This is a genomic window from Dactylosporangium sp. NPDC005555, assembly GCF_040605635.1.
GTDB lineage: Bacteria > Actinomycetota > Actinomycetes > Mycobacteriales > Micromonosporaceae > Dactylosporangium.
On the sequence record NZ_JBEXDG010000002.1, the window covers coordinates 276,082 to 295,910 of the forward strand.

The 19,829-nt window shown below is 72.3% G+C and carries 19 protein-coding genes; 9 read left to right on the top strand and 10 right to left on the bottom strand.

The genetic code is table 11. The annotated features are described in order from the left end of the window. Positions 1 to 50: 50 nt before the first annotated feature. Positions 51 to 1,220: an acyl-CoA dehydrogenase family protein gene (locus ABZS58_RS03905; protein ID WP_354777266.1), complete on the bottom strand. Its 1,170-nt coding sequence runs from the start codon at positions 1,218 to 1,220 to the stop codon at positions 51 to 53. Further along, on the bottom strand, positions 1,217 to 1,978 hold the full coding sequence (gene fabG / locus ABZS58_RS03910) for a 3-oxoacyl-ACP reductase FabG (RefSeq protein ID WP_354777268.1): 762 nt from the start codon (positions 1,976 to 1,978) through the stop codon (positions 1,217 to 1,219). The genes ABZS58_RS03905 and fabG overlap by 4 nt, the downstream gene beginning before the upstream one ends. A gap of 189 nt (positions 1,979 to 2,167) precedes the next feature. Here fabG and ABZS58_RS03915 point away from each other — a divergent pair, with 189 nt between their 5' ends. From ABZS58_RS03915 to ABZS58_RS03930, 4 genes are all read left to right on the top strand, one after another. Then, on the top strand, positions 2,168 to 3,151 hold the full coding sequence (locus ABZS58_RS03915) for a hypothetical protein (RefSeq protein WP_354777270.1): 984 nt from the start codon (positions 2,168 to 2,170) through the stop codon (positions 3,149 to 3,151). 12 nt (positions 3,152 to 3,163) lie between these two features. Continuing rightward, positions 3,164 to 3,784: a hypothetical protein gene (locus ABZS58_RS03920; RefSeq protein WP_354777271.1), complete on the top strand. Its 621-nt coding sequence runs from the start codon at positions 3,164 to 3,166 to the stop codon at positions 3,782 to 3,784. A 3-nt stretch (positions 3,785 to 3,787) separates the two neighbouring features. Then, positions 3,788 to 4,597, top strand: coding sequence for an endonuclease/exonuclease/phosphatase family protein (locus ABZS58_RS03925; RefSeq protein WP_354777273.1), 810 nt, complete (start codon positions 3,788 to 3,790; stop codon positions 4,595 to 4,597). 239 nt (positions 4,598 to 4,836) lie between these two features. Next, on the top strand, positions 4,837 to 6,528 hold the full coding sequence (locus tag ABZS58_RS03930) for a substrate-binding domain-containing protein (protein ID WP_354777275.1): 1,692 nt from the start codon (positions 4,837 to 4,839) through the stop codon (positions 6,526 to 6,528). A 60-nt stretch (positions 6,529 to 6,588) separates the two neighbouring features. On the opposite strand, the gene ABZS58_RS03935 is transcribed toward ABZS58_RS03930, so the two are convergent. Beyond that, positions 6,589 to 7,395, bottom strand: a complete 807-nt coding sequence (locus ABZS58_RS03935; RefSeq protein WP_354777436.1) for a TrmH family RNA methyltransferase — start codon at positions 7,393 to 7,395, stop codon at positions 6,589 to 6,591. Next, a complete protein-coding gene (gene valS, locus ABZS58_RS03940; protein ID WP_354777277.1) occupies positions 7,395 to 9,869 on the bottom strand; it encodes a valine--tRNA ligase in 2,475 nt (824 codons plus the stop codon). Before valS ends, ABZS58_RS03935 begins: the two co-directional genes overlap by 1 nt. A gap of 18 nt (positions 9,870 to 9,887) precedes the next feature. On the opposite strand from valS, the gene ABZS58_RS03945 reads away from it, so the two are divergent. Beyond that, complete coding sequence (locus ABZS58_RS03945) at positions 9,888 to 11,306, top strand: fused MFS/spermidine synthase (protein WP_354777279.1); 1,419 nt, start codon at positions 9,888 to 9,890, stop codon at positions 11,304 to 11,306. A 154-nt stretch (positions 11,307 to 11,460) separates the two neighbouring features. Here ABZS58_RS03945 and ABZS58_RS03950 read toward each other — a convergent pair whose 3' ends face one another. From ABZS58_RS03950 to ABZS58_RS03965, 4 genes are read right to left on the bottom strand one after another with little or no spacing between them, the layout of a single operon-like run. Next, on the bottom strand, positions 11,461 to 12,207 hold the full coding sequence (locus tag ABZS58_RS03950) for an NAD(P)H-binding protein (protein ID WP_354777281.1): 747 nt from the start codon (positions 12,205 to 12,207) through the stop codon (positions 11,461 to 11,463). Between the two features lie 28 nt (positions 12,208 to 12,235). Then, complete coding sequence (locus ABZS58_RS03955) at positions 12,236 to 13,231, bottom strand: cobalamin-dependent protein (protein WP_354777283.1); 996 nt, start codon at positions 13,229 to 13,231, stop codon at positions 12,236 to 12,238. Beyond that, positions 13,228 to 13,542 (bottom strand): hypothetical protein, encoded by a 315-nt coding sequence (locus tag ABZS58_RS03960; protein WP_354777285.1) that lies wholly within the window; start codon positions 13,540 to 13,542, stop codon positions 13,228 to 13,230. The genes ABZS58_RS03955 and ABZS58_RS03960 overlap by 4 nt, the downstream gene beginning before the upstream one ends. 26 nt (positions 13,543 to 13,568) lie before the next feature. Beyond that, entirely contained in the window at positions 13,569 to 14,894 is a 1,326-nt protein-coding gene (locus ABZS58_RS03965; RefSeq protein WP_354777287.1) for a GAF domain-containing SpoIIE family protein phosphatase, read from the bottom strand. Between the two features lie 137 nt (positions 14,895 to 15,031). Here ABZS58_RS03965 and ABZS58_RS03970 point away from each other — a divergent pair, with 137 nt between their 5' ends. Further along, positions 15,032 to 15,373: an STAS domain-containing protein gene (locus ABZS58_RS03970; RefSeq protein WP_354777289.1), complete on the top strand. Its 342-nt coding sequence runs from the start codon at positions 15,032 to 15,034 to the stop codon at positions 15,371 to 15,373. A gap of 110 nt (positions 15,374 to 15,483) precedes the next feature. Here ABZS58_RS03970 and ABZS58_RS03975 read toward each other — a convergent pair whose 3' ends face one another. Beyond that, positions 15,484 to 15,867, bottom strand: a complete 384-nt coding sequence (locus ABZS58_RS03975; RefSeq protein WP_354777291.1) for an ATP-binding protein — start codon at positions 15,865 to 15,867, stop codon at positions 15,484 to 15,486. A 162-nt stretch (positions 15,868 to 16,029) separates the two neighbouring features. Between ABZS58_RS03975 and ABZS58_RS03980 the strand changes: the two genes are divergently transcribed. Then, positions 16,030 to 16,392 carry a TraR/DksA family transcriptional regulator gene (locus ABZS58_RS03980; RefSeq protein ID WP_354777293.1) on the top strand — a complete coding sequence of 121 codons (363 nt, stop codon included), beginning with the start codon at positions 16,030 to 16,032 and terminating at the stop codon, positions 16,390 to 16,392. Positions 16,393 to 16,458: 66 nt separating this feature from the next. Here ABZS58_RS03980 and ABZS58_RS03985 read toward each other — a convergent pair whose 3' ends face one another. After that, positions 16,459 to 16,686, bottom strand: a complete 228-nt coding sequence (locus ABZS58_RS03985) for a hypothetical protein (protein WP_354777295.1) — start codon at positions 16,684 to 16,686, stop codon at positions 16,459 to 16,461. 74 nt (positions 16,687 to 16,760) lie between these two features. On the opposite strand from ABZS58_RS03985, the gene ABZS58_RS03990 reads away from it, so the two are divergent. Beyond that, positions 16,761 to 19,433 carry a response regulator gene (locus tag ABZS58_RS03990; protein ID WP_354777297.1) on the top strand — a complete coding sequence of 891 codons (2,673 nt, stop codon included), beginning with the start codon at positions 16,761 to 16,763 and terminating at the stop codon, positions 19,431 to 19,433. Continuing rightward, positions 19,430 to 19,807, top strand: coding sequence for a response regulator (locus ABZS58_RS03995; RefSeq protein ID WP_354777299.1), 378 nt, complete (start codon positions 19,430 to 19,432; stop codon positions 19,805 to 19,807). Before ABZS58_RS03990 ends, ABZS58_RS03995 begins: the two co-directional genes overlap by 4 nt. Positions 19,808 to 19,829: the final 22 nt, after the last annotated feature.

Consider the following 19,829-nt stretch of genomic DNA (forward strand, 5'->3'; position numbering starts at 1 on the left):
GCCCCATGGCTGTCCTCCTGATGACCGGCCCGAGCCGCTTCGCTGGCCGGTCATTTGGGCAGGTCCTTCCACGCGACGTCCTTGTCGAGGCGGTGCTCCGGCGGCAGCCCCAGGACCCGTTCGGCGACGATGTTGCGCAGGATCTCCGAGGTGCCGCCCTCGATCGAGTTGCCTTTGGCGCGCAGGTACCGGTAGCCGGCCGTCCTGCCCGCGAAGTCGACGACGGTCGGCCGGCGCATCGTCCACTCGTCGTGCCGCAGCCCCTCCTCGCCGAGCAGGTCCAGCTCCAGAGCGGAGATCTCCTGGTTGAGCCGGGCGAAGAGCAGCTTCGCCGCCGACCCCTCCGGTCCCGGCTGGCCCACGGCCAGCTGCTGGCGCAGCCGCGTGCCGGTGAGCCTGGCCGCCTCGGCCTCGACCCACAGCCGCAGCAGCGCGTCGTGCAGCGCCGGGGTGCGCAGCTCGGGGCGGTCGCGCCACAGGTCGGCCACGACGCCGATGACGCCGCCCTCGCGGGGTGCGGCGCCGCCGCCGATCGCGACCCGCTCGTTCATCAGCGTGGTCTGCGCGACGGCCCAGCCCTCGCCGACGGCGCCGAGCCGGTCGGTGTCCGGGACGCGGACGCCGGTCAGGAACACCTCGTTGAACTCGGCCTCGCCGGTCGCCTGCCGCAGCGGCCGCACCTCGACCCCGGGCGCGGTCATGTCGAGCACGAAATACGTGATGCCCTGGTGCTTCGGCACCGCCGGGTCGGTGCGGGCGATGAGGATCGCCCACCGCGCCTCGTGCGCCATCGACGTCCACACCTTCTGACCGTCGACGACCCAGCCGTCACCGTCACGGACCGCGCGGGTGGCGAGGCCGGCGAGGTCGGACCCGGCGCCGGGCTCGCTGAAGAGCTGGCACCACACCTCCTCGCCGGTCCACAGCGGCCGCAGCCAGCGCCGCCGCTGCTCCTCGGTGCCGTGCCGCAGGATCGTCGGCGCGGCCATGCCGAGCCCGATCCCGATGCGCCGGGGGTTGTTGTCGGGCGCACCGGCCGCGACGAACGCCTCCTCGACGCCCGCCTGCTCCTCCCGTGGCAGCCCGAGCCCGCCGAGCCCCTCCGGGAACTGCACCCAGGCGAGGCCGGCGTCGAAGCGGGCCCGCAGGAAGTCGAGCGGCTCGAGCGCGTTGGGGTCGTGTGCGGCGAGGAACTCCTCCGCCAGCTCTGCCGGCCTCAATTGAGGGGACCTCCGGCCACGTAGATGACCTGGCCGGACACGAAGCCCGCGCCCTCGCTCGCGAGGAACGAGATGGTGTGCGCGACGTCGGCGGGGACGCCCACCCGGCGGACCGGGATGCGCTCGGCCGCCGCCTGCTGGAACGCCTCGAAGTCCACCTTGACCCGCGCGGCGGTCGCGGCGGTCATGTCGGTCGCGATGAAGCCGGGCGCCACCGCGTTGACCGTGACGCCGAACGGGCCGAGCTCGATCGCCAGGGTCTTCGTGAAGCCCTGCAGCCCGGCCTTGGCGGCGGAGTAGTTGGCCTGGCCACGGTTGCCGAGCGCGGAGGACGACGACAGGTTGACGATCCGGCCGTACTTCGCCGCGGTCATGTGCACCTGAGCGGCCCGGCTCATCAGGAAGGCACCCCGCAGGTGCACCCCCATCACCGTGTCCCAGTCGTCGTCGCTCATCTTGAACAGCAGGTTGTCGCGCAGCACCCCGGCGTTGTTGACGAGGACCACCGGCGGCCCGAGCTCCTCGGCGACCCTCGCCACGGCCGCGGTCACGGCGCCCGAGTCGGCGACGTCCGCCCCGACGGCGACGGCCGTGCCGCCCGCGGCGCGGATCTGCTCGACGGTGTCCTTGCAGGCGCCCTCATCCAGGTCGAGCACCGCCACGGCGTGCCCGTCGGCGGCCAGACGGAGGGCGGTCGCGGCCCCGATGCCGCGGGCCGCGCCGGTCACGATCGCCACGCGGGCCTGTGTATCAGTCATGCCTCCGATACTCACCCCTGAGACACGGTCCTGAAAAGGCACTGCGAGTGCAAATTGTTTGACGCAGCGCACCGAATGTCCGTTTGGCGGAATTTACCCGAGTTTCCGGCGGGGAACCGTTCAGGTGCGGCACGGTTGCGCCGATGGTCTCTGCGTCACACGGAAGAGACGGAAACACGGGGGGCACGGATGAACGGCAACGCGATCACCAAGGCAGTCACGCTGGCCGGTTTCGCCGCTCTGGCGGGCCTCGGCACGATGATCGGTTCGTCCGCCGCCACCGCCGCGACCGCCGGTGCGACCGACGGCAAGACAGTCGCCTACGTCCGCGCCGGGGTCATCTACAGCAGCAACGGCACGACCGAGACCCGGCTCACCGAGGACGAGGTCAACGCCCGCCCGCGCTTCAGCCCGGACGGCGCGAAGCTGGCCTACCTGCACAACGACACGGTCTGGGTGATGAACGCCGACGGCAGCGACAAGCACCAGGTCAGTGACCGGGCCGCCGGCGGGCCCTCGTGGTCGCCGGACGGGAAGTGGATCGCCTACTCGGCGCTGTCCTGCACCGGCGGCCCCGGCGTCTTCCGCGTCGGCACCGCGGGCGGCACCGCCTCCGAGCCGCTCTTCCCCGCCTCCTGCCGCGACCAGGCCGCCCCCGAGGTCGCCTATGTCATGGAGCAGCCCGAGGAGAGCGTGCAGGCTCCGGCCGTGAAGCTGGTCGACCGGCTGCGCACCGACGACGCGGTGGCCTGGTCGCCCGACGGCACCAAGATCGCGTTCCGTGGCGGCGAGTGCGAGTCGATCGCCGACAACTGCCTGAGCATCGGCAACGTCGTCGCCGGCACCGAGCGCGCGATCGACTACTACGGCGGTGGCGGCAGCGGCACCAGCGGCTTCGGCGTCGTGCCGGCGTGGCGGGCCGACAGCCAGAAGGTCACCTGGACGACCTACACCGAGGACGGCACCGCGGTGCGCGTCACCGAGGCCGACGCCGACGGTGCGAACCGCCGCCAGGTCGGTGCCGCCGACGACCGCGAGATGGTCTACGCGAGCGCCCGCACCGGCGTGCTGACCGCGTCGCACCAGGGCCACTCGTGGGTGACCGCGGTCAACCTGGCCACCGGCGCGCGGACCCCGCTGCGCCAGGGCTCCCAGCCGACCGTCAGTGCCTGATCAACGGCCCCGATGCGCGGCTACCTGATCGGCTTCGCCCTGGCCCTCACGCTGGCGTCATGTGACTCCGGTTCGACACCCGTCGAGCCGGAGTCTTCGCGTGTGGGAGCCGGGAGCCCGATGCTCGCCGTCGAGGACCTGCCCGACGGCTACGTGACCAGCCCGCCGCAGGCGGAGCCCGAGGTCAGCGGGGTCAGCTCGGTGAGTGTGGCCGGCTGCGACGCCCTGCTCAACAGGTTCCGCGACGGCGGCACCGGCGTCCGGTTCGAGGGCGGTGCGTCCGGGCCCTTCCTCGCCGAGGAGCTGACCGATGCCGCGGATGCGGTGGATGTACTGCGGGAGCTCGGCACCCGGTGCGGGACCTTCACCGACACCGACGCCGCCGGCGACACGACCAGCGTGACGGTGGCCGATGCCGGCCTGCCGGGCCTCGGCGAGGACTCCGCGGCGCTCAGGATGGCGGCCTCCGGCGGGACGGGCGACGACGCGTACACGCTCAGCGGCTACCTGGTCGCGGTCCGCGTCGGCGGCACGACCTGCACACTCGTGCACTTCGGCCAGCCGGAGGTCGACCCGGGGGAGACCGAGGCGATCGCCAAGACAGCGGTGCGCAAGCTTCAGCGGCGACAATGAGGCATGCGGCTGGGCACGTTCAACCTCATGCACGGACGGTCCCTCACGGACGGCCTGGTGGACGCCGACCGCGTGCACGCCGCGATCAAGAGCCTCGACACCGACGTGCTCGGCCTGCAGGAGGTCGACCGGGGCCAGCACCGCAGCGGCCACGCCGACCTGGCCGGGATCGCCGCCGACGCGCTGGGCGCGAAGCACGCGATGTTCGTGCCGGCGGTCGTGGGCACGCCGGGGGAGGGCTTCCGGGTGGCGACCGACGAGGATCAGGACGGCGGCGAGCCGCACTACGGCGTGGCCCTGGTGAGCCGGTATCCGGTGGTCGAGTGGCGGGTGACCCGGCTGCCGGCCGCCCCGCTGCGCTCGCCGATCCTCGCCGGTTGGACCGCCGGCCCGAAGCTCATGCTGCTCGACGACGAGCCGCGCGTCCTGATCGCCGCGGTGCTCGAGACCCCCGCCGGACGTGTGACGGTCGCCACCACGCACCTGTCGTTCATGCCCGGCTGGAACATCCGGCAGCTCCACCTGGTCCGCCGCGCGCTGCGGGTGCTGCCGGCGCCGCGCGTGCTCCTCGGCGACCTCAACCTGCCCGGCGGGCTGCCCCGGCTCGTCTCCGGCTGGCACCGGCTCGCGGCCCTGCCGACCTACCCGTCACCGGCGCCACGTGTGCAGTTCGACCACGTGCTCGTCGATCGGCGGGGGCAGGAACGCCTCCCGCGGGTCCTGCGGGTGGCCGCCCCGGCGGTGCCGTTCTCCGACCATCGGCCACTCGTTGTGACCCTGCGTGATCGGCCGGGCACACTGAAAATCGATTAGGGCAGATTTAAGTGCGAGCGGAATGCCTGCTTGCGGCGGTTTGTCCGCGCACGATTGCGAGCCGTGTTCGTTTAACTACGATTCTTCGGCGCCTTGTAGATTGGGCGTTCGTTTGTTGGGATTCGTACCGTCAGTGATTTCCAACCGAAGGTACAAGGCCGCAGAGGCCGCCGGTCCGGAGGATAAGAGCCGTGAAAGGTCGCCACCGCTCAGCGGGGTCGTCAGGCGCAGCGCTCAAGATGGGCGCCGCCGCCGTCGCCGTGCTCGTTGTCCTCGCCGGCAGCTGGTATGCGTTCCGGAAGTTCTCCCAGCCGTCGTGCGGCGCGTCGACGAAACTCACGATCAGTGCGCCGCCGGACATCGCGCCGGCCCTGAAGCTCCAGGCGACGGCCTGGGCCGAGGAGGCCAAGTCCGGTAATAGCTGTGTCGACGTCGAGGTCATCGAGGCGGCGTCCGCCGACGTGGCCGCCGCGATCGCCGCGACCTCGAAGAAGTCGCTGACCGGCGTCGGTCAGGCCAACGGCAAGACCCGCATCCCCGACGTGTGGGTGCCGGACTCGTCGCTGTGGCTCCAGCGCCTGCGCGCGGCGAACCCGCAGAGCGTGCCGGCCAGCGCCAAGTCGATCGCCCGCAGCCCGATCGTGGTGGCCGTGCCCGAGCCGATCGCGACGACGTCCTTCGGCTGGCCGCAGACGAAGATCAAGTACACCGACCTGATCGCCAAGGTGTCCGGCGACCAGAAGGTCAAGATCGGCATCGTCGAGCCCAGCCGTGACTCGACCGGCCTCGCCGGGCTGATGACCCTCGCCGGGGCGGCGACCGCCGCGGGCGGCGGCAACGCGACCCAGGCCACCCAGATCGCCACCGCCGCGCTGCGCTCGCTCGCCGCCGGCCGGTCCTCGATCAAGGACGACCTGATCCAGAAGTTCCCGCGCGGCTCCGACCCGCAGGCGCTCAGCGCCGGTCTGACGGTCGCGCCGCTGTCGGAGCAGTCGGTCATCCAGTACAACGCCCAGCAGCCGCCGGTCCGCATCGCCGCGATCTACGCGGACCCCGCGCCGGTCGCCCTGGACTACCCGTTCGTCATCCTCGGCAACGAGCGCGCCGCGGTCGCCGAGCAGCTGCTCAAGTCGCTCGAGGGCGACGCGTTCCGCGACCGGCTCGGCGCGATCGGCCTGCGCGGCTCCGACGGCGCCGCCGGCAAGGGCTTCCAGACCCCGACCGGCGCGCCGTCCGCGCTCACCGCGAGCCAGGTGCCCGAGGCGGCCGCGATCGAGGGCCTGCTGGTCAAGTGGCAGGCGATCACGCTGCCGGCCCGCATGCTCGCCGTCATCGACGTCTCCGGCTCGATGCTCACCAAGGTGCCGACCGCCGGCGGTGTGGACCGCATGACGGTGACCCTGGAAGCGGCCCGCCGCGGCATGCAGCTCTTCGACGACTCGTGGGCGCTCGGCGTGTGGACCTTCTCGACCCAGCTCGACGGGGCGAAGGACTACAAGCAGCTGGTGCCGATCGGCCCGCTGGTCAGCCAGCGCAACCAGTGCCTCCAGGCGCTGCAGACGATCCGGCCGAAGCAGAACGGCGACACCGCGCTCTACGACACCATCCTCGCCGGCTACAAGGCCGTGCAGAGCGGATGGGACAACGGCCGGATCAACTCGCTCATCGTCATGACCGACGGCGAGAACGACGACCCCGCCGGCGGTCTGTCGCTCGACCAGCTGATCGCCGAGCTCAAGGCGACCGCCGACCCGGCCAAGCCGATCCAGGTGATCCTGATCGGCATCGGCGACAAGGTCGGCGAGGCGGCCATGCGCCAGATCACCGACGCGGTCGGCGGCGGCACCTTCGTCGCGCCCGACCCGGCCAAGATCGGCGACATCTTCCTGCAGGCCATCTCCCTGCGCGGCCAGGCCGCCCAGCCCAAGTAGCCGCCGATTGACCTTGGAAGATCTGACTACCTACGACCAGTCGGATCTTCCAAGGTCAACTCACCAGCCGGATTTCCGGGCCCTTGCCTCATACAGCAGGACCGAGGCGGAGACCGAGACGTTGAGCGAGTCGCCGGACCCCAGCATGGGGACGGCGACCCGCTGGTATCCGTGGCCGTACCACTGCTTGCCGATGCCGTAGCGCTCGCTGCCGACGACCAGGGCCGTGCGGCCCGAGTAGTCCGCCTGGCGGTAGTTGACGGCCTCGTCGGTGTCGGCGAGCAGGACGGTGAAGCGGTGCCGGTCGAGCCAGGCCACGGCGTCGGCGGTGTCCTCGAACTCCACCGTCGGCACGGTCAGGATCGTGCCCTGGCTGGCGCGGATCACCTTCGGATGGGTCAGCCGGGTCTTGCGGTTGGTGAGCACCAGGCAGTCGGCGCCGCAGGCGTCGAGGGACCGGATCAGCGTGCCGAGGTTGCCCGGGATCTCCAGGCCGTCAGCGACCAGGACCAGCGACGTCCTGCCGAACCGGAGATCCTCGGGGCTCCACCGGGGCAGCGCCGCCAGGGACAACAGGCCGTCGGGCTTGTCGCGTTCGGAGATCTTCTCCATGGTCCGCAGCGAGACGCGGAACGACCGCTCGGCCCGCTCAGCGATCTCCTCGGCCCGCCGGTGCGCCTCGTCGGCGTAGATGGCCTCCGGGCACCAGAAGAAGGTGTCGATGGGGGCGTTGGCCTCCAGGAGCATGTTGTGCGCCCAGAGGCCCTCGGCCACGAAGAGCTTGTAGCGGTTGGGTGCGGTGTTGTTCTGGATGTGCTGCACCTGCCGCACGGCGGGGTGCTGGACCCCGATGGCCTGGAGTTCCATCACAACGTGACGGTAACGGACAGCTCCCCGGCATCGGTGACGGCCCACTCGCGCACGTTGCCGGCCGCGGTGAGGTCCGCCTTGACCTGCTCCACGACCGCCGCCGGCCCGGCCACCGTCAGCAGTGCCACCTCGGCCTTCATCGACTGCTGGGCGGCGGACTTGGCCTTGCGCACGGCAGCGAGGATCGCCGTCGCGACCGATAGAGGCAACATGTCAGATTCTTCGGACATGTCAGGCCAGGGTGCGCGGTGGACCGAGCCGGACCGCCACCACGACCAGACCTCTTCGGTCACGTACGGCAGGAACGGCGCGAACAGCCGCAGCAGCGTCGACAGCGCCGTGGTCAGCGCGGCCCGCGCCGAGTCGCCGCCCGGCACCTCGCCGTAGGCGCGCGCCTTCACCAGCTCCAGGTAGTCGTCGCAGAACGACCAGAAGAACTGCTCGGTGCGCTCCAGGGCGCGTGCGTAGTCGTACGCCTCGAAGGCCGCCGTCGCCTCGGCCACCACCGCGGACAGCGCGGCCAGCATCGCCCGGTCCACCGGCTCGGTGACGGCACCGTCGCCGGCGGCGGGGAAGCCGAGCACGAACCGGCTCGCGTTGAGCAGCTTCGTCGCCAGCCGGCGGCCGATCTTCATCTGGTTGACGTCCAGCGCGGTGTCCACCCCGGGCCGGGCGCTGGTCGCCCAGTAGCGCAGGGCGTCGGCGCCGAAGCGCTCCAGCATCGCCTCCGGCGAGTCGCCCGCGTTGTCCTTCGACTTGCCGATCTTCTTGCGGTCCGGGTCGACGATCCAGCCGGCGATCGACGCCCGCTTCCATGGCAGCACGTCGTGCTCCACGTGCGCGCGCAGCACCGTGGAGAACAGCCAGGTGCGGATGATCTCGTGCGCCTGCGGGCGCAGGTCCATCGGGAACACCCGGCCGAAGAGGTCCTGGTCGTCGAGCCAGCCGCCGATGATCTGCGGCGACAGCGACGACGTCGCCCAGGTGTCCATCACGTCCGGGTCGCCGACGAACCCACCGGGCTGCCCGCGCTGCGCCTCCTCGAAGCCGGGCGGGGTGTCGCTGCTCGGGTCCATCGGCAGGGTCGCGGGCACGATCGGGTCGTCGTAGACCGGGTGGGCGTCGTCGTCCAGGCGATACCACAGCGGGATCGGCACCCCGAAGAACCGCTGCCGGCTGATCACCCAGTCGCCCGTGAGCCCTTCCACCCAGTGCTCATAGCGGGTCCGCATGTGCGCCGGCGTCCACTGCAGCTCGCGCCCCCGTGCCAGCAGCGCCGCCCGAAGCTCGGGCGAGCGGCCGCCGTTGCGGATGTACCACTGGCGCGTGCCCACGATCTCCAGGGGCTTCTCGCCCTTCTCGTAGAACTTCACCGCGTGCGTGATCGGCCGCGGCTCGCCCTCGAGATCTCCGGAGGCCCGCAGCGCGGTGACCACCTTCTCCCGCGCCTGGTGCACGGTGAGCCCGGCGACCAGGGCGTAGAGGTCCTCCTCGACACCGGCCGGGGGCTGCAGGCCGAAGCGACCGTTGCGCTGGATCACCGTCCGGGACGGCAGGTCGAGCTCCCGCCACCAGGTCACGTCGGTCAGGTCGCCGAACGTGCACACCATGACCAGCCCGCTGCCCTTCGCCGGGTCCGCGAGGGGGTGCGCCAGCAGCGGCACCTCCACGTGGAAAAGCGGCGTGCGCACGGTGGTGCCGAAGTGCGGCCGGAAGCGCTCGTCATCGGGGTGCGCGACCAGCGCTACGCACGCCGGCAGCAGCTCCGGCCGGGTCGTCTCCACCGCGAAGTCGCCGAAGCGGACCCGGTGGTAGGCGCCGGGCCGCTCACGGTCCTCCAGCTCGGCCTGCGCCACGGCGGTGCCGAAGGTCACGTCCCACAGCGTCGGGCCGTCCACCGCGTACGCGTCGCCGCGGGCGAGGCTGTTGAGGAAGCCCTGCTGCGCCGCGGTCCGCGCCCGGTCGCCGATCGTCGTGTAGAGCAGCGACCAGTCCACCGACAGGCCGAGATTGCGCCACAGCTGCTCATAGGCCTGCTCGTCGACCTCGGTCTGCCGCTCGCACAGGTCGATGAAGTTGCGCCGGCTGATCTTCTGCGGCGGGCCGCCCGCCGTCTTCGTGATCACCAGATGCTCGTCGTAGGGCAGCGAGGGGTCGCACTGCACGCCGTACGTCAGCTGCACGCGCCGCTCGGTCGGCAGGCCGTTGTCGTCCCACCCCATCGGGTAGAACACGACCCGGCCGCGCATGCGCTGATAGCGGGCGATCGCGTCGGTCTGCGTGTAGGAGAACACGTGACCGATGTGCAGCGCCCCGCTCACCGTCGGCGGCGGCGTGTCGATCGAGAAGATGTCCTCGCGCGTCGCGGTCCGGTCGAACCTGTAGGTCCCCTCGACGTCCCATACCTTTACCCAGCGCGCCTCGAGTCCATCGAGGGTGGGCTTGGCGGGTATGCGCGTCGAATCGGACATGTGCCCCATGCTAGAGCCGTGACTGCCGCGACACCCCTCAATAACCGCATCGCCGCCGGCCTGGTGTTCCTGACCAGCGGCGCCGTGCTCGTCCTGGAGATCGTCGGGCTGCGGCTCGTCGGCCCGTACGTCGGCGTGACGCTGTCGAGCAGCACCGCCATCATCGGTGTGGCCCTCGCCGCGATCGCCTACGGCGCCTGGACCGGCGGCTGGCTCGCCGACCGCCGAATCGACCAGCGCAAGCTCCTGTCGCCGCTGCTACTGCTCGGCGCGGCCGCGACCGCCGCCACCCTGCCGATCATCCGGGTCGCCGGCGAGTGGCTGCGTGGCACCGAGCCCACCAGCGTGCTGCTCCTGGCGGCGATGGCCCTGTTCGCGCCGGCCGCACTGCTCTCGGCGGTCACCCCGCTGGTGGTCAAGCTGCAGCTGCTCGAGCTGTCCCATACCGGGCGGGTGGTGGGCCGGCTGTCCAGCATCGGCACCCTCGGCGCGATCACGGCGACGTTCGCGACCGGGTTCGTGCTGGTGGCCACCGTGCCGACCAGCGTCATCCTGCTCGGCCTGTCCGGTGTGCTGGCCCTTGCCGGGTTCGCGTTCGGCGGGTACTGGCGGCGCCGCGGCAACCTGTCGGCGGCCTTCGCGTTCGTCGCCATCGGCGTGCCCATCGGGATCGTCACGCCCAACCCGTGCGACGTCGAGACCGCCTACACCTGCGCCTCGGTGCAGGACGGCACCCTGTTCCTCAACGGCGCCCAGCACTCCTATGTGGACGTCGACGACCCGACCCACCTGGAGTACTCCTACACCCAGTGGATCGGGTCCTACCTGGACGGTCTGCCGCCGGGACCCCTGGAGGTGCTGCACCTGGGCGGCGGCGGGTTCACGCTGCCGCGGTATGTCGCCGCGACCCGGCCCGGCAGCGACAACCTCGTCCTGGAGCTCGACCCGGCGCTCGTCGACCTCGACCGCCGCAGCCTCGGCCTGCGGACGGGGCCGCTGCTGCGGGTCGAGACCGGCGACGCCCGCGCCAACCTGCGCCGCCGGCCGTCCGCGTCGCGGGACGTGGTCATCGGCGACGCCTTCGGGCACCTCGCGGTGCCATGGCACCTGACGACCCGCGAGCTGGTCACCGACGTCCGCCGGGTGCTGCGCCCGGGCGGCGTCTACGCGCTCAACGTCATCGACGGGCCGGCCCGCCGCTTCGTCCGCGCCGAGGTCGCCACGATCGCCGCCGTATTCCCGTTCGTGACGCTCGTGGCTCCGGCGGCGGCGTTGCGCGGCGAGACCGGCAGCAACTTCGTCGTATTCGCCTCCACGGCGCCCCTGCGTCCCGCGCCGGACTCGCTGACCGGCGACGACCTGCGCGCCTTCACCGGTGACGCGACGGTGCTCACCGACGACCACGCGCCGGTCGACCAGTTGCTCACCTGGGACTGAGCGGCTCGGCGGGGCGGCCCGTCAGGCGCGGCACGCCGGTCGACCAGTTGCTCACCTGGGACTGAGCGTGCGGCGGGGCGGCCCGTCAGGCGCGGGTGGTTCTCATCGGGCACTGAGGGGCTTCGCGGCCCGACCTGTCAGGCGCGGGTGGTTCTCATCGGGCACTGAGGGGCTTCGCGGCCCGACCTGTCAGGCGCGGCACGTCGTCGCTCACGGCCGCGAGCTCGCCGTTGGCGATCGCCTCGTAGGAGCTGACCCACCCGGCGACCTCGAACGCCGGCGCGCCGTAGTGGGCGCGCGACGCGTACGCCTCCTCGACGGTCTCCGGCTCGTAGCGGACCCCGAGCCGCTCGGCGACCTCGTGCATGCTCAGCGCCTCGGGCCCGGTCAGCTCGTAGGTCTTCCCGTCGTGGCCGTCGCCGGTGAGCGCGGCGACGGCGCAGGCGGCGACGTCGTCGTAGCTGACCGCGGCGAGCCGGCCGTCGCCCGCGGGCCCGCGGATCACGCCGTCGGCGCCGGCCAGCATCGGCAGCATCTCCTGGTAGAGGTTGTCCCGCAGGAACGTCCAGCGCAGGCCGGTCAGCCGGATGTGCTGCTCGGTGTGCCAGTGGTCCCGGCCGAACGTGAACGTGCACTCCGGTGCCGCGCCCGCGAACGACAGGTACACGATCCGCTCGACGCCCGCGTCGACCGCGGCGTCGACCGCGCTGCGGTGCTCGGTGAGCCGGTCCGCGGACTCCCTCGCCGAGACCAGGAACAGGGTGCCGGCCCCGTCGAGCGCCCGGCGCATCCGGTCCGTGTCGCCGTATTCGGCGTCCTTGCGCGTCAGCCGCCGCGCGTCCGGCAGCGCCGCCGCCACCCTGCCGCCGACCTGCCCGGACGACCCCGTCACCGCGATCATGTCACCAGTATGCGACCCCGTGCGCGGATCAGAGGGACTTCAGGTGCCGGGCCGCCTCGGGCAGCGGCTCGCCGACGGTCTGGCGCAGTGACCGCCACAGGCTTTCCACTGCGCCGACCGGCTCGCCCCGGGCCGCGAACAGGGCCGTCAGCCAGTCGCTCGCCTCCCGCAGCAGCCTCGGGTCGTCGGTGAGCAGCGCCGCGGACAGCGAATGCAGGGCGTGGTCGACGGCGTCGTCGGCCAGGCCGTGCCGGTCCGACGGGTCGCCGGGCGCGTCGAGCCAGCGGTGCCGGGCGGCGGCGCGGAACTCGGCGAAGCGGATCACCATCTCGGCGTGCTCGTCCGCGCCGGCGTGCCGGGCGCGGTCCGTGGTCCAGGTCGCCGCCTCGCTCGCGGCGACGAGCTCGGCGAGCACGGTCGCCGCGCCGCGGGCGTCCCTGGCCCAGCCGGACGCGCCCAGTGTCCTGGCCCTGGTGTCGTCGGGGCCGAACGCGCCGCCGCCGACCAGCACCGGCAGGCCCGCCTCGCGGGCGGCGTCGATGAGGCGGCGGGCGGCGGGCAGCGACGCGGCGACGGAGCAGCTGATCGCGACCGCGTCGGCGTCGACGTCGTCGAGGAAGCGGGCGAACTGCCGGGCCGGCATCGACGCGCCGAGGAACGTGGTCCGCCAGTCGGCCGCCTGCAGGCAATGGCCGACCAGGCGGGCGGGCAGCCCGTGCCACTCGCGCTCCGCGCAGGCGAGGATCACGTGCCCGAGCGGGGCGGCCGGGACGGGGATGCGGGCGCCGACGGCCGCGGCGACGGACTCGCTGATCGCGGTCGCGGCGTGCTCATGCGCGACGGTCCACGAGCCCTCCGCCCAGCGCAGGCCGACCTGCTCCTGCGCGGGGGCGACGACGTCGAGCAGGACGCCGACCGGGTCGGCGCCGCCGTCGATCAGGTCGAGCGCGTGCCGCACGGCGCCGTTCGCGTCGCGGCGCTCGAGGTGGTCGAAATACGGCCGGAAGTCGAGCGCCTGGGTCACGAGCCGGCCATCCGCAGCGTCTGCGTCACGGGCCGGCCGCCACCCGGAACTCCCTCGGTCGCGAGCCGCCCGCCCGCGGCGCCCTTGGCCGCGAGCCGCCCGCCCGCGGCGCCCTTGGCCGCGAGCCGCCCGCCCGGAGCGCCCTTGGTCGCGAGGCGGCCATTCGGAGCTTCCTTGGTCACGAGCCGGTCGCTTGCGGCGCCCTTGGTCGCGAGGCGACCGTTCGGAGCGCTCCTGGTCGCGATCCGCCCGCCCGCGGTGCCCTTGGGGCCCTTGGCCGCGAGGCTGCGGTTCGGAGCTTCCTTGGTCATGGGCCGGTCGCCTGCGGCGCCCTTGGTCATGAGCCAGCCGCTCGGAGTGCCAGCACGGCCAGGTCGTCGCGCTGCATGCCGTCGGAGCCTTCGAGAGCCGCGATCTCGATCGCCTCGACCATTGCGGCGAGGCCGGCCTGCGCGTATTGCGCCAGCAGGTCGGCGAGCCGCCGGGTGCCGTCGCGGACGCTGTGGTGCCCGGCCTCGGTGACGCCGTCGGTGTAGAGCACGAGGGTGTCGCCGGGCGCGAGGATCACCTGGGCCGGGGTGTATTCGACCCCGGCGACGAGACCGGCGGCGAGGCCGCGCACCCGCACCTCCTCGACGTCGCCGGACGCGCGGACCAGCAGCGGCGGTGGATGGCCGGCGGAGGCGACCGTCACGTGCAGCCCACCGCCGGCGGACCGGCGGACGCGGCCGTAGAGGGCCGTGACATAGCGGCCGGAGGTGGTGCCGTCGAGCATCGTGTTGAGGGCGCGGAGCACGGCGGCCGGGTCCCGGTCGACCGCGGAGGCGCCGCGGACGGTGTGCCGGGCCTGACCGGTGACGACGGCCGCCTCGACGCCCTTGCCGGAGACGTCGCCGAGGACGAACGCCCAGTCGTCGTCCTCGCCCCACGCGTCATAGAAGTCGCCGCCGATCTCGGCGTCGCCGGAGGCCGGGCGGTAGCGGGCGGCGAGCAGGCTGCCGTCGAGCTTCGGCAGCTCCGGCGGGCGGAGGCTGGCCTGCAGGACGGTCGCGACGCCTGCGCGCTCCGCGTAGCGCCGGGCGGCGTCGATCGCCAGCGCGATGCGCACCGCCAGCTCCTCGGCGACGGAGATGTCCTCGGCGACGAACCCGTAGCCGGTGCGCCGGGCGAGGGTCAGCGTGCCGAAGGTGGTGCCGCGGGCGGTCAGCGGCAGGCCCAGCACGTCGGCCGGGCGCAGCGCCGCGACCTGCGCGCGCATCTGCTCGTCGGGCACGAGGGCGACCAGGCCGTCGGGCTCCAGCGGGTCCTGGTCCAGCGAGACGTGCAGCAGCTCGGGCCGGCCGGTGACCAGCAGCCTGCCCTGCCCGTTGACCCCGTCGAGGTCCGGGTGGCGCCGGATGGTCGACGTCGTGCCCGACCTGCCGACGACGAGGCCGGTGTACGCCGCGCCGTCCTTCCCGATGAGCATGATCTGCGCGAAGTCGGCGAGGTGCGGCACGCACGCGGCGAGCGAACGCCGCACGGTGTGCGGCAGGTTGAGAGAACCGGAGACCTGGAGGCTGGCGTCGGCGAGGAACTGGGCCCGGCGCTGCGCGACGACCAGCATCGCAGCGTCGTCGAGCGGGTTCGGGGCTCGCCCCACGAACTCGAGATCGCTGCTCACCCTCCGAGTCTGCGTCGTCTCCCGGACCGGGTCAAACGGTGTGAGCGTTTGAAGTCCGCCCAATGGGTACCACACACTGTTGACCAGCGATCAGTAGCGGGTCCGCAGCTCGGTTCGCGAAGGGACAAGGCGCAAACGTGGTCAACGACGAGACGGTCTGGGAGCTGTCGGTCCATCGCGAGGGTGGGCGCGCACGACTCGACGCGGTGGGTGACCTGGATCTGGACACCGCACCGAAGCTGCTCACGGAGGTGGTCGGGCAGCTGGACAGCGGCGCGACGGAGCTGGTCATCGACCTGACCGCGCTGGCCTTCATCGACTCGAGCGGGCTCGGCACGCTGGTCGGCTGCTGGCGCCGGGCACAGCAGAAGGGCGCGACCCTGATCGTCGCCAACCCCAACGACGACGTGTCGATGACGCTGGAGATCACCGGTCTGGACCAGATCCTGCCGATCCGGGACGAACGACAGGCCGCCTAGGAAAGGCCACCGGACGAGTCCGGGTGAGACGACCTTGCCCGTAGGCAGGGGTGGTCAGCTAGACGAGTTCGGCCCACACGACTTCGCCGGTCGGCAGGGGCGGTTCTCGGTCAGACGAGTTCGGCCCAGACGACTTTGCCCGTGGGCATGGCTCGCACGCCCCACGAGCGGGCCAGCCGCGACACGATGAACATGCCCCGGCCCGACATGCTGGTCTCGTTGTCGATCTCGGCGATCCGTGGCATCGCGGGACTGCCGTCGCCGACCTCGATGAGCACCGCGCCGTCGCGGCACAGGAGGCGCAGCGCAGCCGGCGGCATGCCGTGGCGCAGCGCATTGGCGACGAGTTCGTGGCCGACCATCACCGCGGCCCGGGTGAGATGCGGCAGGCCCCAGGAGCTCAGCGCACCCGTGATGACCCGCCTGGCCTGACGGGCCTCCCCGGCCGGCACCTCGACGGTGACCGCTCCGGTGTCGGGCTCCACGGTGAACACGTTATTCATGGTGCCCGCTCCGGGCGGTGTTGAACAGTGACGCGGCGGGCAGAGTCGGCCAAGAGACAGGTTTGCGGCACGTCACGGAAGGGCAAACCGGAACCCAGTCGAACGCGGTGACAGCGCGATTACAGGGGGCCCACGATGCTCGTCCAGCCAGAAATGACGATTGCCGGCGGCGCGCAGCGCTCCTCGGACCTCCGTGCCGCACTGGCCGCGCGCCACCAGGAGCTCTCCGGCGAATACGCCGAGGCGGTCGCCGAGATGACGATCGCCGGGGTGGCCGACGCCGGTGACGACGTCGCCGACCTGGGCACCAAGGCATTCAGCCGGGACCAGGAGTTCGCGCTCTCGCTGACCATCCGGGGCCGGATGGACCAGGTGGAGCGGGCGCTGGAGCGGCTCGACGAGGGCACCTACGGCCGGTGCGAGCGCTGCGCCGAGGACATCCCGGTCGCCCGGCTGACCGCCTTCCCGTCGGTCACCCTGTGCGTGCGCTGCAAGAGCCTGTCCGAGCGCCGCTGACCCGCCGCAACGAAGCGCCGCTGACGGTGACCCGCCGCAACGAAGCGCCGCCGGCGGTGACCCGCCTCAACGAGCGCCGCTGGCGCTGAGGCGCTCGACGACGCCGAGCGCCCGGTGCGCGGCGCTGGTCAGGTGTGGCAGGTAGTCCGCGGCCACCGGATTGTCGCCGAGGTCCTCGGACAGAAACGCCACATAGTTGAGAATCGCGCCCAAAGCGTTGGAAAGGTCGTGGGCGCCGTCGGCGATCTCGGCCCGGAGCAGGGCGAGCTCGTCGGCCGGTTCTGTCTCGCCCATCCGTCCCCCTGGCTAGAGTGAGTCCCGTTCAAGTCGTAACGGGGCGTAGTCGGATGATAACTCTAGTAACAGCTGTGTTGGTAATCGCGGTGTTCCTGCGCGCGCTCGGTGGATACCTCGCCAGCCGGGACCCGATGCAACGGGACATCACGCTCATCTTCCTGCCGCAGGCGGTGGTGGGCGTCAACGGGCTGGTCCGCGAGATCGCCGACCGGCCGCTGCCGATCGCCGTGAACGCCACCGCGACGGCGTTGCTGATGCTGCAGCCGTACCTGACGCTGCGGCTGACCGCCCGGCTGCGGCACGTGCCGACCTGGCTGGACCGGCTCCTGCTGGTCTCGCTGCTGGTGAGCGTCGTGGCCGTCGCGGCGGCACCCCGCCCGCTCGGCATCGGGTATCTGCTGCTGGCCTCCGGCACGTTCACCGTGACCGAGCTGATCGCCGGCACCTTCCTGCTGCTCGGCGCGCAGTCCCGCTCCGGCGCGGCCAGGGCCAGGCTCCGGCTCGCGGCGGCCGCGACCTACGCGTTCGTCGTGATGATGCTGATCCTTTACACGGGCGCGGCGCTCTACCCCAACGAGACCAGCTGGCTCGCACCGGCCGGGCGGGTCGTCGCACTCGTCTCCGCGGTCGGCTATCTCATCGCGTTCATGCCACCGGCCTGGCTGCGCCGGATGATGTCGGCGACCGTCTGGTACGAGGCGACCGAAGACCTCCAGCGGCTGCCGGCCACCGTGAGCACCGGCCAGGTGTGGCGGCGGTTCGTCCAGGTGGTGCACGAGACGTCCGGCACCGATGTGGTGGTGCTGCTGCGCGCCACCCGCAGCGGACGGGTCGAGCAGGTCGCCGCGGTCTGCCGGTCCGGCGCGACCTTGCCGCACGATCCGATGCCCGACCTGCCGGCCACGGAGCTCGACCCGCTCCTGGCCGCCCGGCAGCCGATCGCCGTCATGACCCGCAGGCCGCCGCCCGAGCTCGCCGGATATTACGCGCGGACGACCGGCGCGAAGCTGGTCACGGCGCTGGAGGTGCCGCTGGGCCCGGACGAGCGCGGCATCGTGCTGCTGCTGGACCGCTACCGTGCCCTGTTCACCGGCGACGACCTGCGCCTCACCGCGGTGCTCGGCGGGCAGGCGCAGGTGCTCGCGGAGCGCAGCGAGGTCCTGGCCGAGCAGCGGCGGATGGCCGAGCAGCTGGCCGGGTCGGTCGACGCGCTGACCCACGCCAGTCAGGCCAAGAGCGACTTCCTCGCCGGGATGAGCCACGAGCTGCGGACCCCGCTGAACGCGATCATCGGCTTCAGCGACCTGATGCGGGCCGAGCAGCCGGACGGCGACCGGCGCATGGTGCCCGCCGACTGGGTCGAGCACATCCACAACAGCGGACGGCACCTGCTCGGCCTGATCAACGACATCCTCGACCTGGCCAAGGTCGAGGCGGGGCGGCTGGAGCTCAACCCGGAGCCGCTCGCCCTCGACGTCGCGGTCAACGAGGTGATCACCGGGTTGCGGCCGCTCACCGACCGCAAGCGCCTCGAGGTGCTGATCGCCGTGCCGCAGGTCGCGGTCCGCGCCGACCCGCTGCGCTTCCGGCAGATCCTGGACAACCTGCTGTCCAACGCGATCAAGTTCACCCCCGAGGGCGGCCGGATCACGCTGAGCGCCGCCCCGCACACCGGCGAGGTCGCGCTGACCGTCGCCGACAGCGGCATCGGCATCGCCCCGGAGAACCACGCCCGGGTGTTCGAGGAGTTCCAGCAGGTGGGCAGCGCCGCCCAGCGACAGGCCGGCACCGGGCTGGGGCTGGCGCTGACCCGCCGGCTGGTCGAGGCGCACGGCGGGTCCATCGCGCTGCAGTCCGCGCTCGGCGAGGGCAGCCGGTTCACCGTACGACTGCCGGACGCGACCGCCGAGATGCCCGCCGACCTGCCCGCCACCTCGCCGGTCGCGGATCCGGTCGGCATCGCCCGCGGCCGGGTCCTGATCATCGACGACGACGCCCGCGCCGCCGAACTGCTGAAGACCTACCTCGCCGCGGCCGGCTACCAGGTGCGGGTCGCGCCCAGCGGCGAGGAGGGACTGGCGGCGGCGCGGACCTGGATGCCCGACGCGATCCTCCTCGACGTCGTCATGCCCGGCCTGGACGGCTGGGACGTGATCCGGGAGCTGAAGCATGAGGAGTCGCTGCGCGGGATTCCGGTCTTCTTCGCCACGATCATCGACGACAGGAAGATCGGCATGTCGCTCGGCGCCACCGACTTCTTCGTCAAGCCCGTCGACCATGACCTGCTGCTCGCGCAGCTCGCCCGGCACGTCGTGCCGTCCGGCGGCGCGGAGACCGCTTCGGTGCTCGTGGTCGACCGTGACGACCAGACCCGGCACGTGGTCGAGCAGCACCTCCGCGACGGCGGCATCGACGTCGTCACCTGCGACGACGGGCCGGAGGGGCTGCGGTTGTCCCGCGACCGGCGCTTCGACCTGATCATCTGCGACCTGCAGATGGCCGACGTCGACGGGTTCGCGCTCCTCGCCGGGCTGCAGGGTGACCCGGCGACCCGGGGGATCCCGGTGCTGGCGCTGACCGAGCCCGACCTGTCCGATGCCGACCGGGTCCGCCTGACCGGCAAGGTCATCGGCACCATGCCCCGTAGCGCCGCCGCGTCCGACGGCGTCCGCGAATGGGTCGACCTGGCCGCCGTGGCCAGCACACTGTCCGACGCACGCGGAAACGGAGGCCGGCAGACATGAGCAAGGTGCTCCTCGTCGAGGACGAGGAACTGAACCGGGTGCTGGTCCGGGCGATCCTGGCCCGGGCCACCGACGACGCGATCCGCGAGGTCGAGCTGGTCGAGGCGGGCAGCCTCGAGGTGGCCCGCGACGCGCTCGCGGCGAACGACGTCGACGTGATCCTCCTGGACGTCAACCTGCCCGACGGCAACGGGCTCAGCCTCGCCGCCGACCTCAGCACCCAGGCGAGCCGCCCGCAGGTCATCGCGCTGACCGCGAGCGTCCTGCCGCACGAGCGGGCCGCCGCGATGAGCGCGGGCTGCGACGCGTTCCTCGACAAGCCCTACGGTGCGCAGGACCTATTGAAGATTCTCGCTACGCATCTCCCCTCCTGACCGGGTTTGAGCGCCATCTTCC

Coding starts and splice junctions, on each gene's coding strand:
- ABZS58_RS03935 (WP_354777436.1), bottom strand. CDS start 7,395: ATGGAACTCCAGGCCATCGGGGTCCAGCACCCCGCCGTGCGGCAGGTG.
- fabG (WP_354777268.1), bottom strand. CDS start 1,978: ATGACTGATACACAGGCCCGCGTGGCGATCGTGACCGGCGCGGCCCGC.
- ABZS58_RS03960 (WP_354777285.1), bottom strand. CDS start 13,542: ATGACCAAGGAAGCTCCGAACCGCAGCCTCGCGGCCAAGGGCCCCAAG.
- ABZS58_RS03995 (WP_354777299.1), top strand. CDS start 19,430: ATGAGCAAGGTGCTCCTCGTCGAGGACGAGGAACTGAACCGGGTGCTG.
- ABZS58_RS03980 (WP_354777293.1), top strand. CDS start 16,030: ATGACGATTGCCGGCGGCGCGCAGCGCTCCTCGGACCTCCGTGCCGCA.
- ABZS58_RS03915 (WP_354777270.1), top strand. CDS start 2,168: ATGAACGGCAACGCGATCACCAAGGCAGTCACGCTGGCCGGTTTCGCC.
- ABZS58_RS03950 (WP_354777281.1), bottom strand. CDS start 12,207: ATGATCGCGGTGACGGGGTCGTCCGGGCAGGTCGGCGGCAGGGTGGCG.
- ABZS58_RS03930 (WP_354777275.1), top strand. CDS start 4,837: ATGGGCGCCGCCGCCGTCGCCGTGCTCGTTGTCCTCGCCGGCAGCTGG.
- ABZS58_RS03925 (WP_354777273.1), top strand. CDS start 3,788: ATGCGGCTGGGCACGTTCAACCTCATGCACGGACGGTCCCTCACGGAC.
- ABZS58_RS03920 (WP_354777271.1), top strand. CDS start 3,164: ATGCGCGGCTACCTGATCGGCTTCGCCCTGGCCCTCACGCTGGCGTCA.
- valS (WP_354777277.1), bottom strand. CDS start 9,869: ATGTCCGATTCGACGCGCATACCCGCCAAGCCCACCCTCGATGGACTC.
- ABZS58_RS03985 (WP_354777295.1), bottom strand. CDS start 16,686: ATGGGCGAGACAGAACCGGCCGACGAGCTCGCCCTGCTCCGGGCCGAG.